The organism is Legionella parisiensis (assembly GCF_001467945.1).
Classification (GTDB): Bacteria; Pseudomonadota; Gammaproteobacteria; order Legionellales; family Legionellaceae; genus Legionella; species Legionella parisiensis.
The window spans coordinates 865,109-881,568 of the sequence record NZ_LNYQ01000013.1; the positions used below are offsets into that span (position 1 = coordinate 865,109).

Genomic DNA, 16,460 nt, shown 5'->3' on the forward strand with positions numbered 1-16,460 from the left:
GAAAACATAAAGTATTTGATGTGGTTAAAGGACGAAGTGAAGGAGATTTAAGAGCCTACCTCCAGCAGCTGCCTGGAAAAGAACGGGTAAAAGTGATTTGCATGGACTTAAGCAGCACTTATCGCTCGATGGTAAAAAAGTACTTTCCTAATGCAATGATAGTCGCTGATAGATTCCATGTAATTCGTTTAATTCAACACCAGTGCATGATGACTTACCGAGAACTTTCTAGTGAGATAAAAAACAATAGACGCATCTTAGCGTTGTTAAGAACAAGACCCGATAACTTAACTGAAGAGAAGAAGGCTAAAAGAGATGCCTTTTTAATGCAAAATCCGGCTATCGATGCGATTTATCAATTTCAACAACGACTTCATTCTCTTTTAATGAAAAGAGCGTTAACGCAACATGTATGTCGTAAAGTAATTCCTACATTCTTGGACATGCTTGTTGAATTGAAGCAGAGCGCATTTAAAGCATTGGCTTCGTTAGGAAAAACACTTGGTGCCTGGAAAGATGAGGTCGCTAGAATGTGGCGGTTTAGTAAATCTAATGGGATCACAGAAGGGTTCCATCGCAAAATGAAACTCATTCAGCGTAGAGCTTATGGTTTTAGGAATTTTGAAAATTACAGGGTGCGTGTTAAGGTGCTCTGCGGGTGATTATAGCTGCCCCCTTAAATGGGAAAGAGCCAGTTATATTTCCTCTCATCATGAATACATGCAGCGCGTGAAACTATTGTAGTGGTAATAATTGGGAAAGAGCTTGGATCTATTTATGGTACCTAGGGTGGGACTCGAACCCACACGGTGTCACCACCACCGGATTTTGAATCCGGCGCGTCTACCAATTCCGCCACCCAGGCACTTGAGCGGCCATTATAACAAAGAAATGAATTCTCACAATGGGTTTTAGTATATTATTATTTAAAAAATAGCTCATTACTTAAGAGGCATTTATGAGAAAATATCGTTTTGTTATTTTTAGTTTTTTTCTTGCACAATTTACGGCAATGGGACATGCAGCAAATTGTCCCGATCCTCAAACAACTTCTTTAAAATGGGGTGTTCCTCCAGATCCGTGGGTAGTGAATCCTTATTCGCCTAATCGTCCGCAAGGGGATAAAAATACCCGTTTTGAGCGGGCTAATATTTTGGTCGCTGGTTATGGACAAGGAGTGGTGTGTACTTATAAGAACTCAACAGGTGAATATTCAATTTGGTGGCAAGTTCTTACTAAAATTCCCTCGCGTCTTGATTACAATTGGATTGATACCTTGGGTGGTTTTGTTTGCACACAAGGATTGGAGCAGTGCCAATTTTATACCGCATGAAATTCATGTCATGGCATTAATAAATATGGTCTATAGTATTAATGTCATTCATGAAAATGGAGATGCAAATGAATAATACTCATTCAGTTCCAAGAGGGATAGCCCAGCTTTTTGCCATTCTTTTTTTATTGGGTACCCCATTAGTTGGAGCATATGCAGCCTGCTGTTCAAAGCATGGGGGCGTTGCTTCTTGTAATACTACCACGGGTTATCAAATGTGTAAGGATGGTACCGCTTCTCCAACATGTACTTGTAAGAAAGCAACGGGGACTACGACCAATGCCAAAGGATGTTGTGCAAAGCATGGCGGGATAGCACAGTGTGATAAATCTACTGGTCATCTAAAGTGTAAAGATGGTACGCAATCACCTGATTGTACTTGTCATTAAGACACTTATATTCTGGATGAGCAATAGATTAATATCAGGGGAGGTCGAGTCTAGAGTTTGTTCAAATTCTTCGATTCTCTCATGAAAAAATTTCTATCGAAATTACGTAATTCAGTGTGTTGGGCAATAAAGTCAATCTACCACTAAATGGCCGATGGAAATACATACCCACTCCAACTCTCGGAAATAGGAATAAAATTTTTAATCAATGATTCTTTTGATAATCACAATTAATGAACTCTCTTATGCTCTTAAGCATACATCTCTTTTATCCAGAACTCCTAGACTGCCGATTGTTCCAATAAGCAGGTCATTAAATGCGATCTTCAGTAATATCTATCATCATTTGCAAAGATTTTTTAGCATTATCGATAACCCATTGTTGATCCTTTATTGGTAGCCTGTTTCTATTTCCCGTGAATTCATTAACGACGTCACCTGCTTTGACTTCATTATAAGACATTGTTTTCCCCTGTCTTAATAAATCAACAAGCGCGACTAGATGAGGGGGATCGTTACGCGACATCGTAGCACATCCACAACCTATTCCTTTTTCATTTCCTTTTTTTGGTGCTTCAGCCAAATTGACTACTTCTATATTTAAACCCTTACAATATTGCTTTAGATTTTCTACCATATGATTTTCCGTACCAATCGCATAACGTTTAGTTTGAGCTCGATCATGGACTACATAATCCCAGATGAAGGCTGTGGAACCTGAGTGTTGTGCTACTTTAATGACTGAGTTACGGCATTCTGGATGGACTATAGTAGTGTATCCTTGATTATTCCAATAATCACACATTTCAGGTTGATAGTGTGTATGTACGGCGCATTGGCTTGCAAATAATATTAATTGGGCTTCATCAAACTGTTTGAGTGTTTTCGAATTTTGAGCTGCAAGTGAATATTGGGCTCCTGCGGTTCCACCAGGCCAATAAGCAAGATTTTTTAATCCTAACCAATAAGCTACATTTTCTCCCATATGCTGATCGGGAATAAAAAGGATCTTTTTATTTTGCTTTAGTGCCCATTGAAATATTTTTTTTACGTTAGAACTGGTACAAACAGCTCCACCTTGGGCACCAGTTAAGGCTTTGACTCGGCCGGACGTATTCATATAACAAACTGGCAAAATATTCTCGGCACCATAACGTTCGTTTAAATCAAGAAAAGCAGGTTCAACCATGAAGTCCTTGGCAAGCATTTCCATGGTACAACCCGATTTAGGATTAGTGATATAAACCTGTTGGTTGGAATTCGCTAAAATACTAATGGATTCCGCCATAAAGTGCACTGCAGATTCAATAATAATGGATTTTTCAGGATGTTCAGCTGCCATCAAGGCCAATTGATAGGAGTCACCGATAACTCCTCCAAATTGTTCGACTAAACGGACAATATCGCCACCCATGTAATAATGAGCTAAAAGTAATAACCGCTCACCAAAATGATCTTGGGCTTTTTTAAGATAAGGAGTCATCCAGCTTAAAATTGTTGTAAGCTTACGATCAGGTAATGCCTGGTACTCTTGAGCATAAGGAATGAATTCTTCTTGATACCAGTCGATTGGATAATCACTTTGGCAAATACTCATATCATTTCTGATATGCATTAAGGTAGTTTCAGGTTTGTACAGAGTGGAATTTTTAAACATCAATTTTACCTCAAATCATTTTAATGTATCACTTGCATTTTATTATTCCGGGGAAGTATCCATTAGCCCAAGTTTGGCAATGCTTTCTTGTGCCTCGGCTTTCTTATTTGGGTAATCCTCACGAAAGTGACCGCCACGTGATTCTCGTCTTGCCAGAGCTGCTCTTACAATGAGTTCGGCATTAAGAATAATGTTTCTTAATTCAATAAAATCTCGGGTGATACTATGCTTCCAATAATATTCTTCAATTATTTTTTTACGCTTCATTATTAATTGTAGTAGATCTTCAAGTCCAGCTTCAGTTCGCACTATGCCTGCATAAGAGGTCATTTCTCCTCTTAAACCTCGCCATTGAGCATTAATTTGGCTGGCGCGGCGTGCATTGACTTCACTGGGTGCACTCCAGTTAGGAATATGCTCGGTGTATTTCCACGGAGAAGAAACATCTTTTAACGTACATCGAGCGGCATTGGAACCCATGACTAAAGCTTCAAGCAAGGAATTACTCGCCAAGCGATTGGCACCATGTAAACCGGTAAAAGCGACCTCTCCTATGGCATAGAGTCGTTTTAAATCTGTACGTCCATCAATATCCGTAAGTATGCCTCCACATTGATAATGTGCTGCTGGTACGACAGGAATCATATCTTGGCTCATATCAATGCCAATGGATAATAGAGTCGTATAAATTTGCGGAAAACGTTTTTTCAGGAACTCTTTGGACTGATGTGTAATATCTAAATAAACATATCCCATTTGACTGCGTTCAATTTCACTAAAAATAGCACGCGCAACTACATCACGTGTTGCTAACTCCATTTGCTCAGGGGCGTAGTGCTTCATAAATCGTTCCCCTGTTTCGGCATTTTTGAGGGAGGCTCCTTCGCCACGCACCGCTTCTGAGATGAGGAAATTATTTAAAGAATGATGATGCAGCAGAGTAGGGTGGAATTGGTAGAACTCCATATTCCCAACTCGTGCGCCAGCACGATAAGCCATGGCCACCCCATCTCCGGTGGCAACCATAGGATTTGTTGTATATCGGTACGTCTTTCCTGCGCCTCCAGTCGCCAATACCACACAGTTCGCTAGAAAAGTATGAATTCGATTTGCAGTACAATCCAGTATATAAGCTCCTAAAACCTCTCCTTGAATATCGGTACGATGAGGATGGTAATGAGTAATTAAATTAACCGCTACGTGATGCTCAAAAAAATGAACTTGGTGCTGCTGTTGAGTGAGTTGGTTCATTGTTTGGGTAATCGATAAGCCCGTTTGATCACCACAGTTAAAAATACGCCGATAGGAATGTCCTCCTTCTTGAGCCAGGTGAAAGTTTCCCTTGCTATCTTGTTTAAAGTGAACATTATATTGACTCAGCTGTTTTATCATCTCTGGGCCTTGTCGAATAATAAATTCGACGGCCGGAGGATAACATAGCCCATCTCCAGCGATCAGGGTATCGGAAATATGCGATTCCGGAGAATCATCTGCTGAAAAAACAGCAGCGATTCCGCCTTGGGCATAACGGCTATTGCATTCAATGGCTTCTGCCTTGCTAATTAAAGCAATCTTTAACCGCGGCTGCAGCTCAATCAACTGTAAACAATATTGTAATCCCGCCAGTCCTGTGCCTATAACAAGGACATCAAACTCAAAGGTTTGTCCTTGTTGCGAGAATGTCTCACTCATAAAAAGGCCTTTACTAACTGGGTTGCCAGGCCTGTATAGTTTTCTGGAGTGAGTTTAATCAATTGCTCTTTAGCTTCTTCAGGTATCGAGAGCCCTTTAATAAATTGTTTGAGACTTTGTTCATCAATTCCTTGCCCACGGGTCAAAGTTTTTAACTGTTCATAAGCATTTGGCACATTATAACGACGCATCATGGTTTGTACCGCCTCAGCCAATACCTCCCAATTTGATTTTAAATCTTCTTGCAAAGGACGTTTATTGATCTGTAATTTATCATTACCTTTGGCAAGGGATAGATATGCAATAAGGCTGTAGGAAAATGCCATACCTATATTACGCAATACGGTAGAGTCAGATAAATCGCGCTGCAGTCGTGATTGAGTAAGTTTATTTGCAAAATGAATGAAAAGGGCATTTGCCATTCCTAAATTTCCCTCGGCATTTTCAAAATCAATGGGGTTTACTTTGTGGGGCATAGTGGATGACCCCACTTCTTCTGCTACAGTTTTTTGTTTAAAGTAACCGAGAGAAATATAGCTCCAAATATCTTGAGTATAATCGAGCAGGATATTGTTAATGCGCACCATAATTTGTGATACTTCTGCTAATCCATCATGCGGTTCGATTTGTGTAGTATAAGCATTAAAGGATAAACCCAGGGATGTAACAAAATTAGCACAGTGCTTGCGCCAGTCAACTTCAGGATAAGCTATAGTATGAGCGTTATAATTACCAACAGCACCATTGAATTTACCAGGAATTAATACTTCACATAATTGCTGCTGTGGTCTTTTGAGGCGGGCAACAAAATTAACTAACTCTTTGCCCATAGTTGTAGGTGTTGCTGGCTGGCCATGTGTTCTGGATAACATAGGTACATCAGCATGCTGTTTTCCAAGCAGCGTAATGCCTCCCATAATTTCAGCAAGCGTCGGTTGAATAACCTGGGCAATTGCCTGTTTGACCATTAAAGCATAAGCTAAGTTGTTGATGTCTTCTGAGGTACAAGCGAAATGAATAAAAGCAGTAATTGCTTTCAAACTGGCATTATGTTGGAACTTATCCTTTAAGTAATATTCTATTGCTTTAACATCGTGATTTGTTTGTCTCTCAAATTCTTTAATTTTGATGGCTTCCTCTTCATCAAAATTGGCGAGAAGATCATCAAGAAAGTCCTTGGTTTTCTGATTTAATTGAGGGACCTCAGAAATTGCATTATTGGCTGCTAAAGATTCAAGCCACCGAATTTCTACGGTTAGGCGATAATATATTAAAGCAAACTCACTAAAATAAGGACTCAAGGCCCTGGTTTTATTAATATAACGTCCGTCGATTGGAGAGATCGCATTTAAAGCAGTAAGAGTCATGAGTAGCCAGCCTTAATGATAAAGCACATATAATATTAGATGCGCGTGCAGATGTGAATAAACTGAGGAATTTTATCAGAAAATTGATACTTTTTTAATACAATTGTGTATAATAATCACATTTTTGGAATGTGTATTATAAAATTTTATGAAAACCATCATTGAATCATATCAAGAAGGCCTGTTCCATAAGAAATATTGGTTACAAAATATTATTTCAGGAATTATTGTGGGAGTTGTCGCCTTGCCTTTGGCAATGGCTTTTGCCATTGCGTCAGGTGTGCGGCCAGAGCAAGGGATTTATACAGCAATTATTGCTGGCTTGATTGTTTCAGTTATGGGCGGAAGCCGGTTACAAATTGCAGGTCCTACCGGCGCTTTTATTGTAGTGCTTTCAGGGATTACTGCCAAATACGGGGTTTCTGGTTTACAAATTTCAACGCTACTTGCGGGATTCATGCTCTTATTTTTTGGTCTTGCACGTTTAGGGGGTATTATTAAATTTATACCTGCCCCTGTAATTATTGGTTTTACTGCAGGGATCGGTGTAGTAATTTGGGTAGGGCAATGGCACTACTTTTTTGGTCTTTCCTCTGGTGGAAGCGGCCATTTTCATGAAAAACTATGGTATTTACTGCAGTCTTTGCCACAACTCAATATACCTACAACTCTTTTAGGCTTTTTTTCACTGTTTTTGGTTATTTTTTCAAATAGAATTCCAGGATTAAAGCGTGCTCCAGGACCGCTTGTAGCACTATTGGTTGTGGCAGGATTGCAGGCAATTTTTCATTTTTCCGGAGTTGCTACTATAGGTTCCTTGTTTGGTGGAATACCTCAGGGCTTACCGGAATTTAAATTGCCCGATCTTACAATAGACAAAGTAATTGAATTAATAGGCCCCGCTTTTACGATTGCGATGCTCGGTGCTATTGAATCCCTTTTATCTGCAGTTGTTGCGGATGGGATGGCAGGAACAAAGCATAATTCCAATCAGGAGCTGATAGGTCAGGGAATAGCTAATATTTTTACACCATTGTTTGGAGGTTTTGCAGCAACAGGTGCTATTGCCCGTACGGCGACAAATATTCGTAATGGGGCTAATAGTCCCTTAGCAGGGGTAATCCATGCGTTTACTTTAGTTTTAATAATTCTTTTTCTAGCTCCTTTGGCGGTGAATATACCGCTTACGGTGCTCGCTGCAATTTTGTTTGTAGTCGCTTGGAATATGAGTGAAGTAAAACATTTCATTAAGTTAATACAACGTGCCCCAAAAGCTGATGTTGTAATTTTGTTAGTCACTTTTTTCCTTACTGTGTTTGTTGATTTGGTGGTTGCAGTAAATATAGGTGTAATTATCGCTATACTGAATTTTATACGAGGTATGGCTTCCAGTGTTGAAGTGCAGCAAATGACTCAAGAAGAACTGGCACATGAATTGGCACAACAAAATATAGAAACGTTACCTGATGGAGTATTAGTCTATGCTGTAGAAGGGCCTTTTTTCTTTGGAGCAGCAGAAACCTTTCAACATGCTTTAGCGGTAACCCATACGGATCCCAAAACATTAATAATCAGAATGCGTTGGGTACCATTTATGGATGTTACTGGCTTGCAAACTTTAGAAGAAATTATAGAAGATTTACAGGGGCGTAACGTGAGAGTAATTTTAAGTGGCTCTAACTCACGAGTAGAAGAAAAACTACGTAAGGGAGGAATTATCAAACTTCTAGGAGAGAAGAATTTCCATAAGGAATTTTCTGAAGCTTTAGTTGCATGCCATGCCTATTAACCTGGTATCTGCTGCATTGATTCGATAAAAAGATCGTTTATCCCAATGGGATAAAAACAAATGTTGACTGGTAAGTAAAGTTTCTAATTCCCATAGCCTTACATTTTCAGTAAAATGACTATCATTTTATGGACTTGGGGTAGTTATGACGGTCAAAACACATATTATCGATTTAGCACATCTTGGCATGCACGATCTGGAACAGGTTGGTGGGAAAAATGCTTCTCTTGGAGAGATGATCAGTCATTTATCCTCAGCAGGAGTGTCCGTTCCTGGCGGATTTGCAACGACAGCGGATTCATTCAGAGAGTTTTTGTCCCAAAATAATTTAGATAAAAAAATCTATGAAAAATTAGCTGTCCTAGATCCGGATAATGTGCAGCAGTTGGCCGTCGTTGGGAAAGAAATCAGAGAAATGATTGTCAATACCCCATTTACTCCTGAGTTTGAACATGCAGTGCGAGCTGCGTATGAACAGATGTCCCACTCTATAGGCCATGATAATTTCAGTGTCGCTGTTCGTTCCTCAGCAACAGCAGAAGATTTGCCCGATGCATCATTTGCAGGTCAACAAGAAACTTTTTTAAATGTCAAAGGAATTGATGAAGTTTTGCTTTCGATTAAACATGTGTTTGCATCATTGTTCAATGATAGAGCAATCACTTATCGTACCCATCATCAATTTGCCCACCATGAAGTAGCTCTATCTGCAGGTATTCAACAGATGGTTCGTAGTGATTTGGCCGTAAGCGGTGTGATGTTTACCATGGATACCGAGTCGGGGTTTGACCAAGTAGTATTCATCACTTCATCTTATGGATTAGGAGAAATGGTTGTTCAGGGAGCAGTCAATCCAGATGAGTATTATGTGCATAAACCAGGAGTTCAAGCAGGTAGACCTGCGGTCATTCGCAGAAATCTAGGAAGTAAAGCCTTGAAAATGGTCTATTGCGATGACCCTAGCAAGCAGCAACGAGTCAAAACTGTCAATGTTGATGCAAAAGATCGGCTGCTCTTTTCTTTAACTCCGAGTGAAGTGGAGAGCTTGGCGAGGCAAGCCATAATTATCGAAAAGCATTATGGCCGACCAATGGATATAGAATGGGCAAAAGATGGACTAAATGGCCAATTGTATATTTTGCAAGCACGTCCTGAAACAGTCAAAAGCCGAGACAATAAACAAATATTGGAACGCTACACCCTGCAAAAAAAAGGTGAGATATTGGCCGAAGGACGCAGCATAGGACAACGTATAGGGCAAGGTAAGGCACGGATTATTAAAGACGTAAGTGAAATGGATCGTGTTCAACCTGGTGACGTACTGATCTCGGATATGACGGATCCAGATTGGGAGCCTGTAATGAAGCGTGCTTCAGCTATTGTTACTAATCGCGGAGGCAGAACCTGTCATGCGGCTATTATTGCTCGTGAATTGGGTATCCCCGCTGTAGTAGGATGTGGTGATGCTACAAAAACTATACGTGATGGGGATGAAGTAACTGTTAGTTGCGCTGAAGGGGATAATGGCTATGTTTACGCAGGCTTACTACCCTATGAGCAAGTACATCTTGACGTAGAAACCATGCCTGAATTACCGATGAAAGTGATGTTGAATGTGGGTAATCCGGAACGTGCCTTTACATTTCAATCCATTCCTAACTCAGGAGTGGGTCTGGCTCGCCTTGAGTTTTTAATTTCCAATACTATTGGTATTCATCCACGGGCATTGCTTGATTTTGATCGCTTGAAAGATAAGGAATTAATACAATTTATTAGAGAAAAAACAGCAGCTTATACATCTCCCGTTGAATATTATATTGAGCGATTAAAAGAAGGAATTGCAACAATAGCTGCTGCATTTTACCCTAAACCTGTAATTGTGCGGTTGTCTGATTTTAAATCAAATGAATATGCAAATCTTGTTGGCGGTAATTTATACGAGCCACAGGAAGAAAACCCAATGTTGGGTTTTAGAGGTGCATCACGTTATGTTTCTGAATCGTTTTCCGAGTGTTTTGCTTTAGAGTGTAAAGCAGTTCGACGAGTTCGTGAAGAAATGGGATTGACGAACGTGGAAATAATGATCCCTTTCGTAAGAACGGTCACTGAAGCAAGCAATGTAATTCAAGTTTTAAAGGAACATGGACTTGAGCGAGGTAAACATGGATTACGGGTGATTATGATGTGTGAATTACCTTCCAATGCATTGTTAGCTAAAGAGTTTTTAGAGCATTTTGATGGTTTTTCTATCGGTTCTAACGACTTAACTCAATTAACGTTAGGTTTAGATAGAGATTCTGGTTTAGTAGCTGCGCAATTTGATGAGCGAGATGAAGCAGTGAAAGTTTTATTACATATGGCAATTTCTGCTTGCAAAAAAGCCAATAAATACATAGGTATCTGTGGTCAGGGGCCTTCAGATCATCAAGACTTTGCTAAATGGTTAATGAAAGAAGGCATAGAAAGCGTTTCACTTAATCCAGACTCCGTTTTGGAAACATGTTTATTTTTGGCAAAACAATAGGGACTGTTTGCATTTCTACTATCTTGACCAAAATTGCCTGATTTTCGAGTACCAAGCGCAGTATACACGAAGTATGTGGATCAGAACTCAGAAAATCAAGCCATTCAATCCAGCAGGATCAGGTGGAATAAATTGTTGAACAGAATAGCCCTTGGCTGATGCTGGTATGCGGCATTGCTGTAAGGGATATTCTGCTCGAGAACTAAGTGCTAAGTGCGCGTTTTTTAGTGAGGGTATAAAAGAGTAATGCAGCGTTTAAAATGGTGGCTTTTTATTGCGGGACTATTTCCTGCCCTGGTTTTTGCCTCGACTGAACCCGATCATACTGATCCGGTTGCGTTTGTATTACTTGGTGTAACTACAATTTTCTTTTTTGCAATTATTGGCCGTTATACAGCAAGACGGATTCATCAGCCCAGCGTTCTTGGAGAATTGCTGATAGGGATTCTTATTGGTAATTTATTCTATTATTGCGGATTTCCTTTGGCTATTTTGCTACGGGAAGGCTCTTCAATTTTTGCGGCGATGAGGCAAATGCTTGAAGGAGTACCTTTAAATCAAGCAGTGACTTCGGTTATTCCTAATGCAAATTATGCACAGCAAGTTACTAGTGCCTTAAGTGGCCCTCACGGTGCTGATTTCCTAAAAATCGCTTATATTGTCGATATTTTTTCACGATACGGGGTTATTTTTCTTCTCTTTATGGTGGGGTTGGAAAGTTCAATAGAAGAAATGAAACATACTGGCCGTGATTCATTTTTTGTTGCTTTGATTGGTGTTGTTGCGCCTATGCTATTGGGGTTTACGGTGGCATATCTATTAATGTCTAATGGCTCTTACCAATCCGATTTGTTTATTGCCGCGACATTGAGCGCTACCAGTATAGGAATTACTGCACGCGTTTTGACTGAAATGAAAAAATTACGTACTCGTGAAGCAAAAATCATTTTAGGTGCGGCAATGCTGGATGATGTATTGGGTCTCATCATATTAGCTGTGGTCAGTTCTTTAGTAATTAGTGGCTCCGTAGATATGATGGTTGTCTTGCGTATTATTGTAAGCGCACTGTTGTTTTTTGCTGGTACTCTTTTCCTGGGGCCAATTGTTTTACGTAAGGCAATTCATTTTTTTCGTTTTCTTGAGCCTTGGGAAGCAAAATTATTTATTTCCTTTATATTTATCATGACCCTTTCCTGGCTCGCTTCGGTGCTTCAACTTGCAACAATTATCGGTGCATTTACCGCAGGGGTCATTCTACATGATGGCTATTTTGATGATATTCCTTTGACCCAACAAGAAAATCGCAGTATTTATCATTTATTATCGCCATTGGAATCCATCTTGGCTCCGATGTTTTTTATTGTAATTGGTATTCAAGTTAAATTAGAGACTTTCTATCATTTGAATGTAATTATTTTGGCGAGTGGTTTAATCATTGCGGCGGTGATTGGGAAGTTGCTTAGTGGCTATGGAGCCCGCCCTTCAGATGATCGATGGGTTATTGGTATTGGTATGTTACCTCGTGGTGAAGTAGGTTTGGTTTTCGCTTCAATTGGTCGAACTTTGGGGGTTATGTCAGATGATTTATTTTCTGCGACCGTTTTAATGGTTATGGTTACCACTTTTATTGCGCCTCTTTTATTAAAAGCTCGCTATGCGAAGAAGGATAGGAAATAGCATATGAATAAAACTTCTTTACGAATAGAAGCTGAAGTGACGCGTGCATTACATGAGGATGTGGGTGATGGCGATGTGACTGCAACTTTGTTATCTGCCCATCTTCAGGCTGAAGCAACAATTATTTCTCGTGAACCTATGGTAGTTTGTGGTCAACCTTGGGTTAATGAGGTATTCAATCAACTTGATGATCAAATCAAAGTGGAGTGGCACGTTGCAGAAGGTGAATGGTTGCCATCCCCATCTACCCTGTGTACTTTATTTGGTTCAGCAAAAAATATTTTAACAGGCGAGCGTACTGCCTTAAATTTTTTACAAACTCTTTCAGCTACAGCAACACAAACTCATCATTATGCAGAAAAGCTTCGGGGTACGCCAACTCGATTACTGGATACGCGCAAAACGCTTCCTGGATTAAGAGCAGCACAAAAATATGCGGTTACGTGTGGAGGCGGTTTTAATCATCGTATGGGTCTTTATGATGCAGTTTTAATTAAAGAAAACCATATTTTAGCCTGTGGTTCAGTAGCAAAGGCGGTTGCTTTGGCAAGAACGAACCAAAAAAATGTATTAGTTGAAGTAGAAGTCGAAACTTTAGATGAGTTACGCGAAGCAATTTGTGCTCACCCTGATAGAATCATGCTGGATAATTTTAGTCAGGAGATGCTTGAAAAGGCGGTTAGAATGAATCAACCAAAGCATTGTACTTTAGAAGTTTCTGGAGGGGTTACGTTGGAAAATATTGCTGCAATAGCTCAATTAGGTGTTGATTTTATTTCTGTTGGTGCGCTTACCAAATCAATTCAAGCCATAGACTTAAGTTTACTAATTAGGAAAATTTTATGATGCCAAGGATTGTTTTTACAGGAGGAGGTACAGCCGGGCATGTAGCGCCTAACATGGCGTTGATTAAAGAATTTAGCCACAAAGGTTGGGAAATCGCCTATATTGGTTCTGCTCAAGGTATTGAAAAACAGATGATAGCGCCACTTAAAATTCCTTTTTACGGGGTAAGCAGTGGTAAATTGCGTCGATATTTGAGTTTTAAAAACTTATCGGATCCTTTTAAGATCCTTCTGGGTATTGTGCAATCTTTTTTCCTTCTTAATAAATTAAAGCCCGATGTGATTTTTTCTAAAGGCGGTTTTGTTGCATTTCCTGTGGTAGTGGGTGCTTGGTTAAATCGCATTCCTGTTGTTGCTCATGAGTCTGATATGAGTCCCGGTCTTGCCAATCGACTTTGTTTTCCATTTGTTAATAAAATATGTTTGACCTTTGAAGTGGGAAAAAAACATTTTAAAAAACAAGATAAAATAGAAATAACTGGTACTCCTATTCGTGAGCAGCTATTTACTGGTACCAGTGGCCAGGGGCTTGCGTTGTGTGGATTTAATGCAGATAAACCCTGTCTTTTAGCGATAGGCGGTAGCTTAGGGGCTGGCTCCATCAATCGTAGTATTCGGGAGTCATTACCTCAGTTAACAAAAAAATACCAAGTCATTCACATATGTGGAAAAGGGAAATTAGAATCTTCCTTATCTGATCAAAAGGAATACAAACAATTTGAATATGTTAATGAAGAATTAGCGCATCTGTTTGCTATGGCATCTGTAGTTGTTTCACGGGCTGGGGCTAATTCTCTATATGAAATCTTAGCTTTGGGTAAACCTCACATCTTAATTCCTTTACCGACTGAGGTAAGTCGAGGAGATCAAATCCAAAATGCTCGATATTTTCAAAAACTAGGTATTAGTCTCGTAATTGATGATCGATCTTTGAATACCGATACTTTACTGCAAACGCTACATGAACTGGAGAATAATAAAGAGGATATTAAAAATAAAATCGATGCACTAGGTATTAAGTCCGCCACGGAGCATATTGTATCTATTATTGAGGAGCAAGTTCATGTTCAATCCGCAAGCACTGTATGACTTTGTTTGTCGTCAATGGGAAGAGAAAATCATTCCCAGTTTATGTGACTATATAAAAATTCCTAATAAATCACCCCATTTTGATCCTAAATGGCAGGAGCATGGATTAATGGAGCAGGCAGTGTCTCATATTGCTACTTGGTGCAAGGCGAATGCGCCTAAAGGGATGATGCTGGAAATTATGAGGCTTAAAGGGCGTACTCCATTAATTTTCATTGAAGTCCCTGGCGAAATTGATGAAACGGTTCTGTTGTATGGACACCTTGATAAACAGCCGGAAATGTCCGGATGGAATGACGATTTGCATCCATGGAAACCTGTGTTAAAAAATGGACGTCTTTATGGTCGCGGTGCTGCAGATGATGGTTATGCCGCTTATGCTTCATTAACCGCGATTTGTGCATTGCAGAAGCAAGGGTTACCTTTTCCTCGTTGTGTTTTGATTATTGAAGCATGTGAAGAGAGCGGTAGTTATGATCTGCCTTATTACATTGAGCTGCTCAATGACAGGATTGGCAAACCCAAACTCGTTATTTGTCTTGATTCTGGCGCAGGTAATTACGAGCAATTATGGATGACTACTTCCTTGCGTGGCAATTTAGTGGGTGAGTTATCAGTTGAGCTGATTCGTGAGGGTGTTCATTCGGGTGCAGCGAGCGGTATCGTTGCGGACAGTTTTCGAATTGCTCGACAATTAATTAGTCGTATTGAAGACGAAGTTTCAGGCGATGTAAAATTGCCTGAATTGTATTGTGACATTCCTGAAGAAAGAGCAAGTCAGGCAGATCAGTGCGCACAGGTGTTAGGGGATTCTGTTTATACAGAGTTTCCGTTCCATGAAGGTGTTGAACCAATAACACAAGATAGGAAGGAATTGATTCTGAATCGAACCTGGAGACCCGCATTGACGGTTACCGGAGCCAATGGGTTTCCTGCCATAGAGGATGCAGGAAATGTTTTGCGGCCGCAAACGGCATTAAAATTATCCATGCGGCTGCCGCCATTGGTAGATCCTGAGATTGCTGCAACAGCGATGCACAATGCATTAACTGAAGAAACTCCTTATCATGCTAAAGTGAGTTTCAAGATAGGTGATGGCTCGCAAGGATGGAATGCTCCTAAGCTTGCTTCCTGGCTTGAAAAAGCTGCTGATGCTGCATCAATGGCCTACTATGGTAAGCCCGCTGCCTATTTGGGTGAAGGTGGAACCATTCCATTTATGGGGATGTTAGGGAAGAAATTTCCTGAGGCACAATTTATGATTACCGGCGTTTTAGGACCTCATTCCAATGCGCATGGACCTAATGAGTTTTTGCATTTGGATATGGTAAAAAAACTAACTGCAAGCGTTGCTTATGTGCTTTATCATGCAGCTTAATGTTTTCAATCATACAACTCTCTATGCACTGCACTTTATACCCTAGAAGGTTCTCACAAAACTTAAACAGGAAAATACGTTTTAAAAACCTTCCATACCCGCGTAGGCAGGGATGGAAGGTTTTTAGGTATAACTCTAATTGTACTATTGGTTAGTCCGTAAACCACAAGCTATTTGCAATCCGAACCCAAATTATCCCAATCATGTTATGTAATGAATCTTGAGTTACTTGTTGCTTATTGAAAGAAAATAAAAAACCACTCGACAGCGAGCTCAAATCTTGGGATACTCTTTCCGGCTCTGGAACGAGCCATATAGTCCAACAATTAGGAGAAAATTATGAAAGCAAAACTTATTGCTGTTGTATTGTCATTATCTGTAATTACTCTATCTGCGCATGCAGTTAATACTAAAGAAAATTCGATCAAACAAAAGCCGCCTGTAGTAATTCATAAAATTGATCTGAACACTGCTGATTTATCCATGCTTACTGGTTCAGTGAAAGGCATAGGAAAAAAACGAGCTGAAGCAATTATTGCATATCGAAAAAGCCACCACGGCTTTAAATCTTTGGAAGAACTTGCTGAAGTGAAGGGCCTAGGGCAGCATTTTGTGACTGCGAATCGAGATAAATTGAATCAAGTATTTGTTGTTAATAAGATAGAATAATAAACTGGAGTCAGCGGTTTATTTTCATCCTGGGGGAAGATCTGAAAGATC

General features: G+C 39.9%; 13 protein-coding genes and 1 tRNA gene. 10 read left to right on the top strand and 4 right to left on the bottom strand.

Annotated features, from left to right (window positions below):
• The coding region (locus tag Lpar_RS09880) for a transposase (protein ID WP_162264357.1) at positions 1–662 on the top strand (662 nt) is incomplete at its 5' end.
• A gap of 116 nt (positions 663–778) precedes the next feature.
• On the opposite strand, the gene Lpar_RS09885 is transcribed toward Lpar_RS09880, so the two are convergent.
• Positions 779–865 (bottom strand) — tRNA-Leu (locus Lpar_RS09885).
• A 93-nt stretch (positions 866–958) separates the two neighbouring features.
• Here Lpar_RS09885 and Lpar_RS09890 point away from each other — a divergent pair.
• Positions 959–1,333, top strand: coding sequence for a DUF3757 domain-containing protein (locus Lpar_RS09890; protein ID WP_058517789.1), 375 nt, complete (start codon positions 959–961; stop codon positions 1,331–1,333).
• Between the two features lie 68 nt (positions 1,334–1,401).
• A complete protein-coding gene (locus tag Lpar_RS09895) occupies positions 1,402–1,722 on the top strand; it encodes a hypothetical protein (protein ID WP_058517790.1) in 321 nt (106 codons plus the stop codon).
• A gap of 313 nt (positions 1,723–2,035) precedes the next feature.
• Here Lpar_RS09895 and nadA read toward each other — a convergent pair whose 3' ends face one another.
• From nadA to purB, 3 genes are read right to left on the bottom strand one after another with little or no spacing between them, the layout of a single operon-like run.
• Entirely contained in the window at positions 2,036–3,379 is a 1,344-nt protein-coding gene (gene nadA, locus Lpar_RS09900) for a quinolinate synthase NadA (protein WP_058517791.1), read from the bottom strand.
• Positions 3,380–3,421: 42 nt separating this feature from the next.
• Positions 3,422–5,071, bottom strand: coding sequence for an L-aspartate oxidase (gene nadB, locus Lpar_RS09905; protein ID WP_058517792.1), 1,650 nt, complete (start codon positions 5,069–5,071; stop codon positions 3,422–3,424).
• A complete protein-coding gene (gene purB, locus Lpar_RS09910; RefSeq protein ID WP_058517793.1) occupies positions 5,068–6,438 on the bottom strand; it encodes an adenylosuccinate lyase in 1,371 nt (456 codons plus the stop codon). Before purB ends, nadB begins: the two co-directional genes overlap by 4 nt.
• A 148-nt stretch (positions 6,439–6,586) precedes the next feature.
• Between purB and Lpar_RS09915 the strand changes: the two genes are divergently transcribed.
• The 7 genes from Lpar_RS09915 (at position 6,587) to Lpar_RS09945 (ending at position 16,409) form a co-directional block, all read left to right on the top strand.
• Complete coding sequence (locus Lpar_RS09915) at positions 6,587–8,227, top strand: SulP family inorganic anion transporter (RefSeq protein WP_058517794.1); 1,641 nt, start codon at positions 6,587–6,589, stop codon at positions 8,225–8,227.
• Between the two features lie 145 nt (positions 8,228–8,372).
• Positions 8,373–10,751, top strand: a complete 2,379-nt coding sequence (gene ppsA, locus Lpar_RS09920; protein ID WP_058517795.1) for a phosphoenolpyruvate synthase — start codon at positions 8,373–8,375, stop codon at positions 10,749–10,751.
• Positions 10,752–10,997: 246 nt separating this feature from the next.
• On the top strand, positions 10,998–12,428 hold the full coding sequence (locus Lpar_RS09925) for a cation:proton antiporter (protein ID WP_058517796.1): 1,431 nt from the start codon (positions 10,998–11,000) through the stop codon (positions 12,426–12,428).
• A gap of 3 nt (positions 12,429–12,431) precedes the next feature.
• Positions 12,432–13,274, top strand: a complete 843-nt coding sequence (gene nadC, locus Lpar_RS09930) for a carboxylating nicotinate-nucleotide diphosphorylase (protein WP_058517797.1) — start codon at positions 12,432–12,434, stop codon at positions 13,272–13,274.
• Positions 13,271–14,362 (top strand): undecaprenyldiphospho-muramoylpentapeptide beta-N-acetylglucosaminyltransferase, encoded by a 1,092-nt coding sequence (locus Lpar_RS09935; RefSeq protein WP_058517798.1) that lies wholly within the window; start codon positions 13,271–13,273, stop codon positions 14,360–14,362. The genes nadC and Lpar_RS09935 overlap by 4 nt, the downstream gene beginning before the upstream one ends.
• Complete coding sequence (locus Lpar_RS09940) at positions 14,337–15,740, top strand: M20 family metallopeptidase (RefSeq protein WP_058517799.1); 1,404 nt, start codon at positions 14,337–14,339, stop codon at positions 15,738–15,740. The genes Lpar_RS09935 and Lpar_RS09940 overlap by 26 nt, the downstream gene beginning before the upstream one ends.
• A 339-nt stretch (positions 15,741–16,079) precedes the next feature.
• Positions 16,080–16,409, top strand: a complete 330-nt coding sequence (locus Lpar_RS09945; protein WP_058517800.1) for a ComEA family DNA-binding protein — start codon at positions 16,080–16,082, stop codon at positions 16,407–16,409.
• Positions 16,410–16,460 lie beyond the last annotated feature (51 nt).

What these genes read in the sequence shown, in the direction of transcription:
- Lpar_RS09935 (WP_058517798.1), top strand. Translation starts at nt 13,271, where the DNA reads ATGATGCCAAGGATTGTTTTTACAGGAGGAGGTACAGCCGGGCATGTA.
- nadB (WP_058517792.1), bottom strand. Translation starts at nt 5,071, where the DNA reads ATGAGTGAGACATTCTCGCAACAAGGACAAACCTTTGAGTTTGATGTC.
- nadC (WP_058517797.1), top strand. Translation starts at nt 12,432, where the DNA reads ATGAATAAAACTTCTTTACGAATAGAAGCTGAAGTGACGCGTGCATTA.
- ppsA (WP_058517795.1), top strand. Translation starts at nt 8,373, where the DNA reads ATGACGGTCAAAACACATATTATCGATTTAGCACATCTTGGCATGCAC.
- Lpar_RS09895 (WP_058517790.1), top strand. Translation starts at nt 1,402, where the DNA reads ATGAATAATACTCATTCAGTTCCAAGAGGGATAGCCCAGCTTTTTGCC.
- Lpar_RS09940 (WP_058517799.1), top strand. Translation starts at nt 14,337, where the DNA reads ATGTTCAATCCGCAAGCACTGTATGACTTTGTTTGTCGTCAATGGGAA.
- purB (WP_058517793.1), bottom strand. Translation starts at nt 6,438, where the DNA reads ATGACTCTTACTGCTTTAAATGCGATCTCTCCAATCGACGGACGTTAT.
- Lpar_RS09925 (WP_058517796.1), top strand. Translation starts at nt 10,998, where the DNA reads ATGCAGCGTTTAAAATGGTGGCTTTTTATTGCGGGACTATTTCCTGCC.
- Lpar_RS09890 (WP_058517789.1), top strand. Translation starts at nt 959, where the DNA reads ATGAGAAAATATCGTTTTGTTATTTTTAGTTTTTTTCTTGCACAATTT.
- nadA (WP_058517791.1), bottom strand. Translation starts at nt 3,379, where the DNA reads ATGTTTAAAAATTCCACTCTGTACAAACCTGAAACTACCTTAATGCAT.
- Lpar_RS09945 (WP_058517800.1), top strand. Translation starts at nt 16,080, where the DNA reads ATGAAAGCAAAACTTATTGCTGTTGTATTGTCATTATCTGTAATTACT.
- Lpar_RS09915 (WP_058517794.1), top strand. Translation starts at nt 6,587, where the DNA reads ATGAAAACCATCATTGAATCATATCAAGAAGGCCTGTTCCATAAGAAA.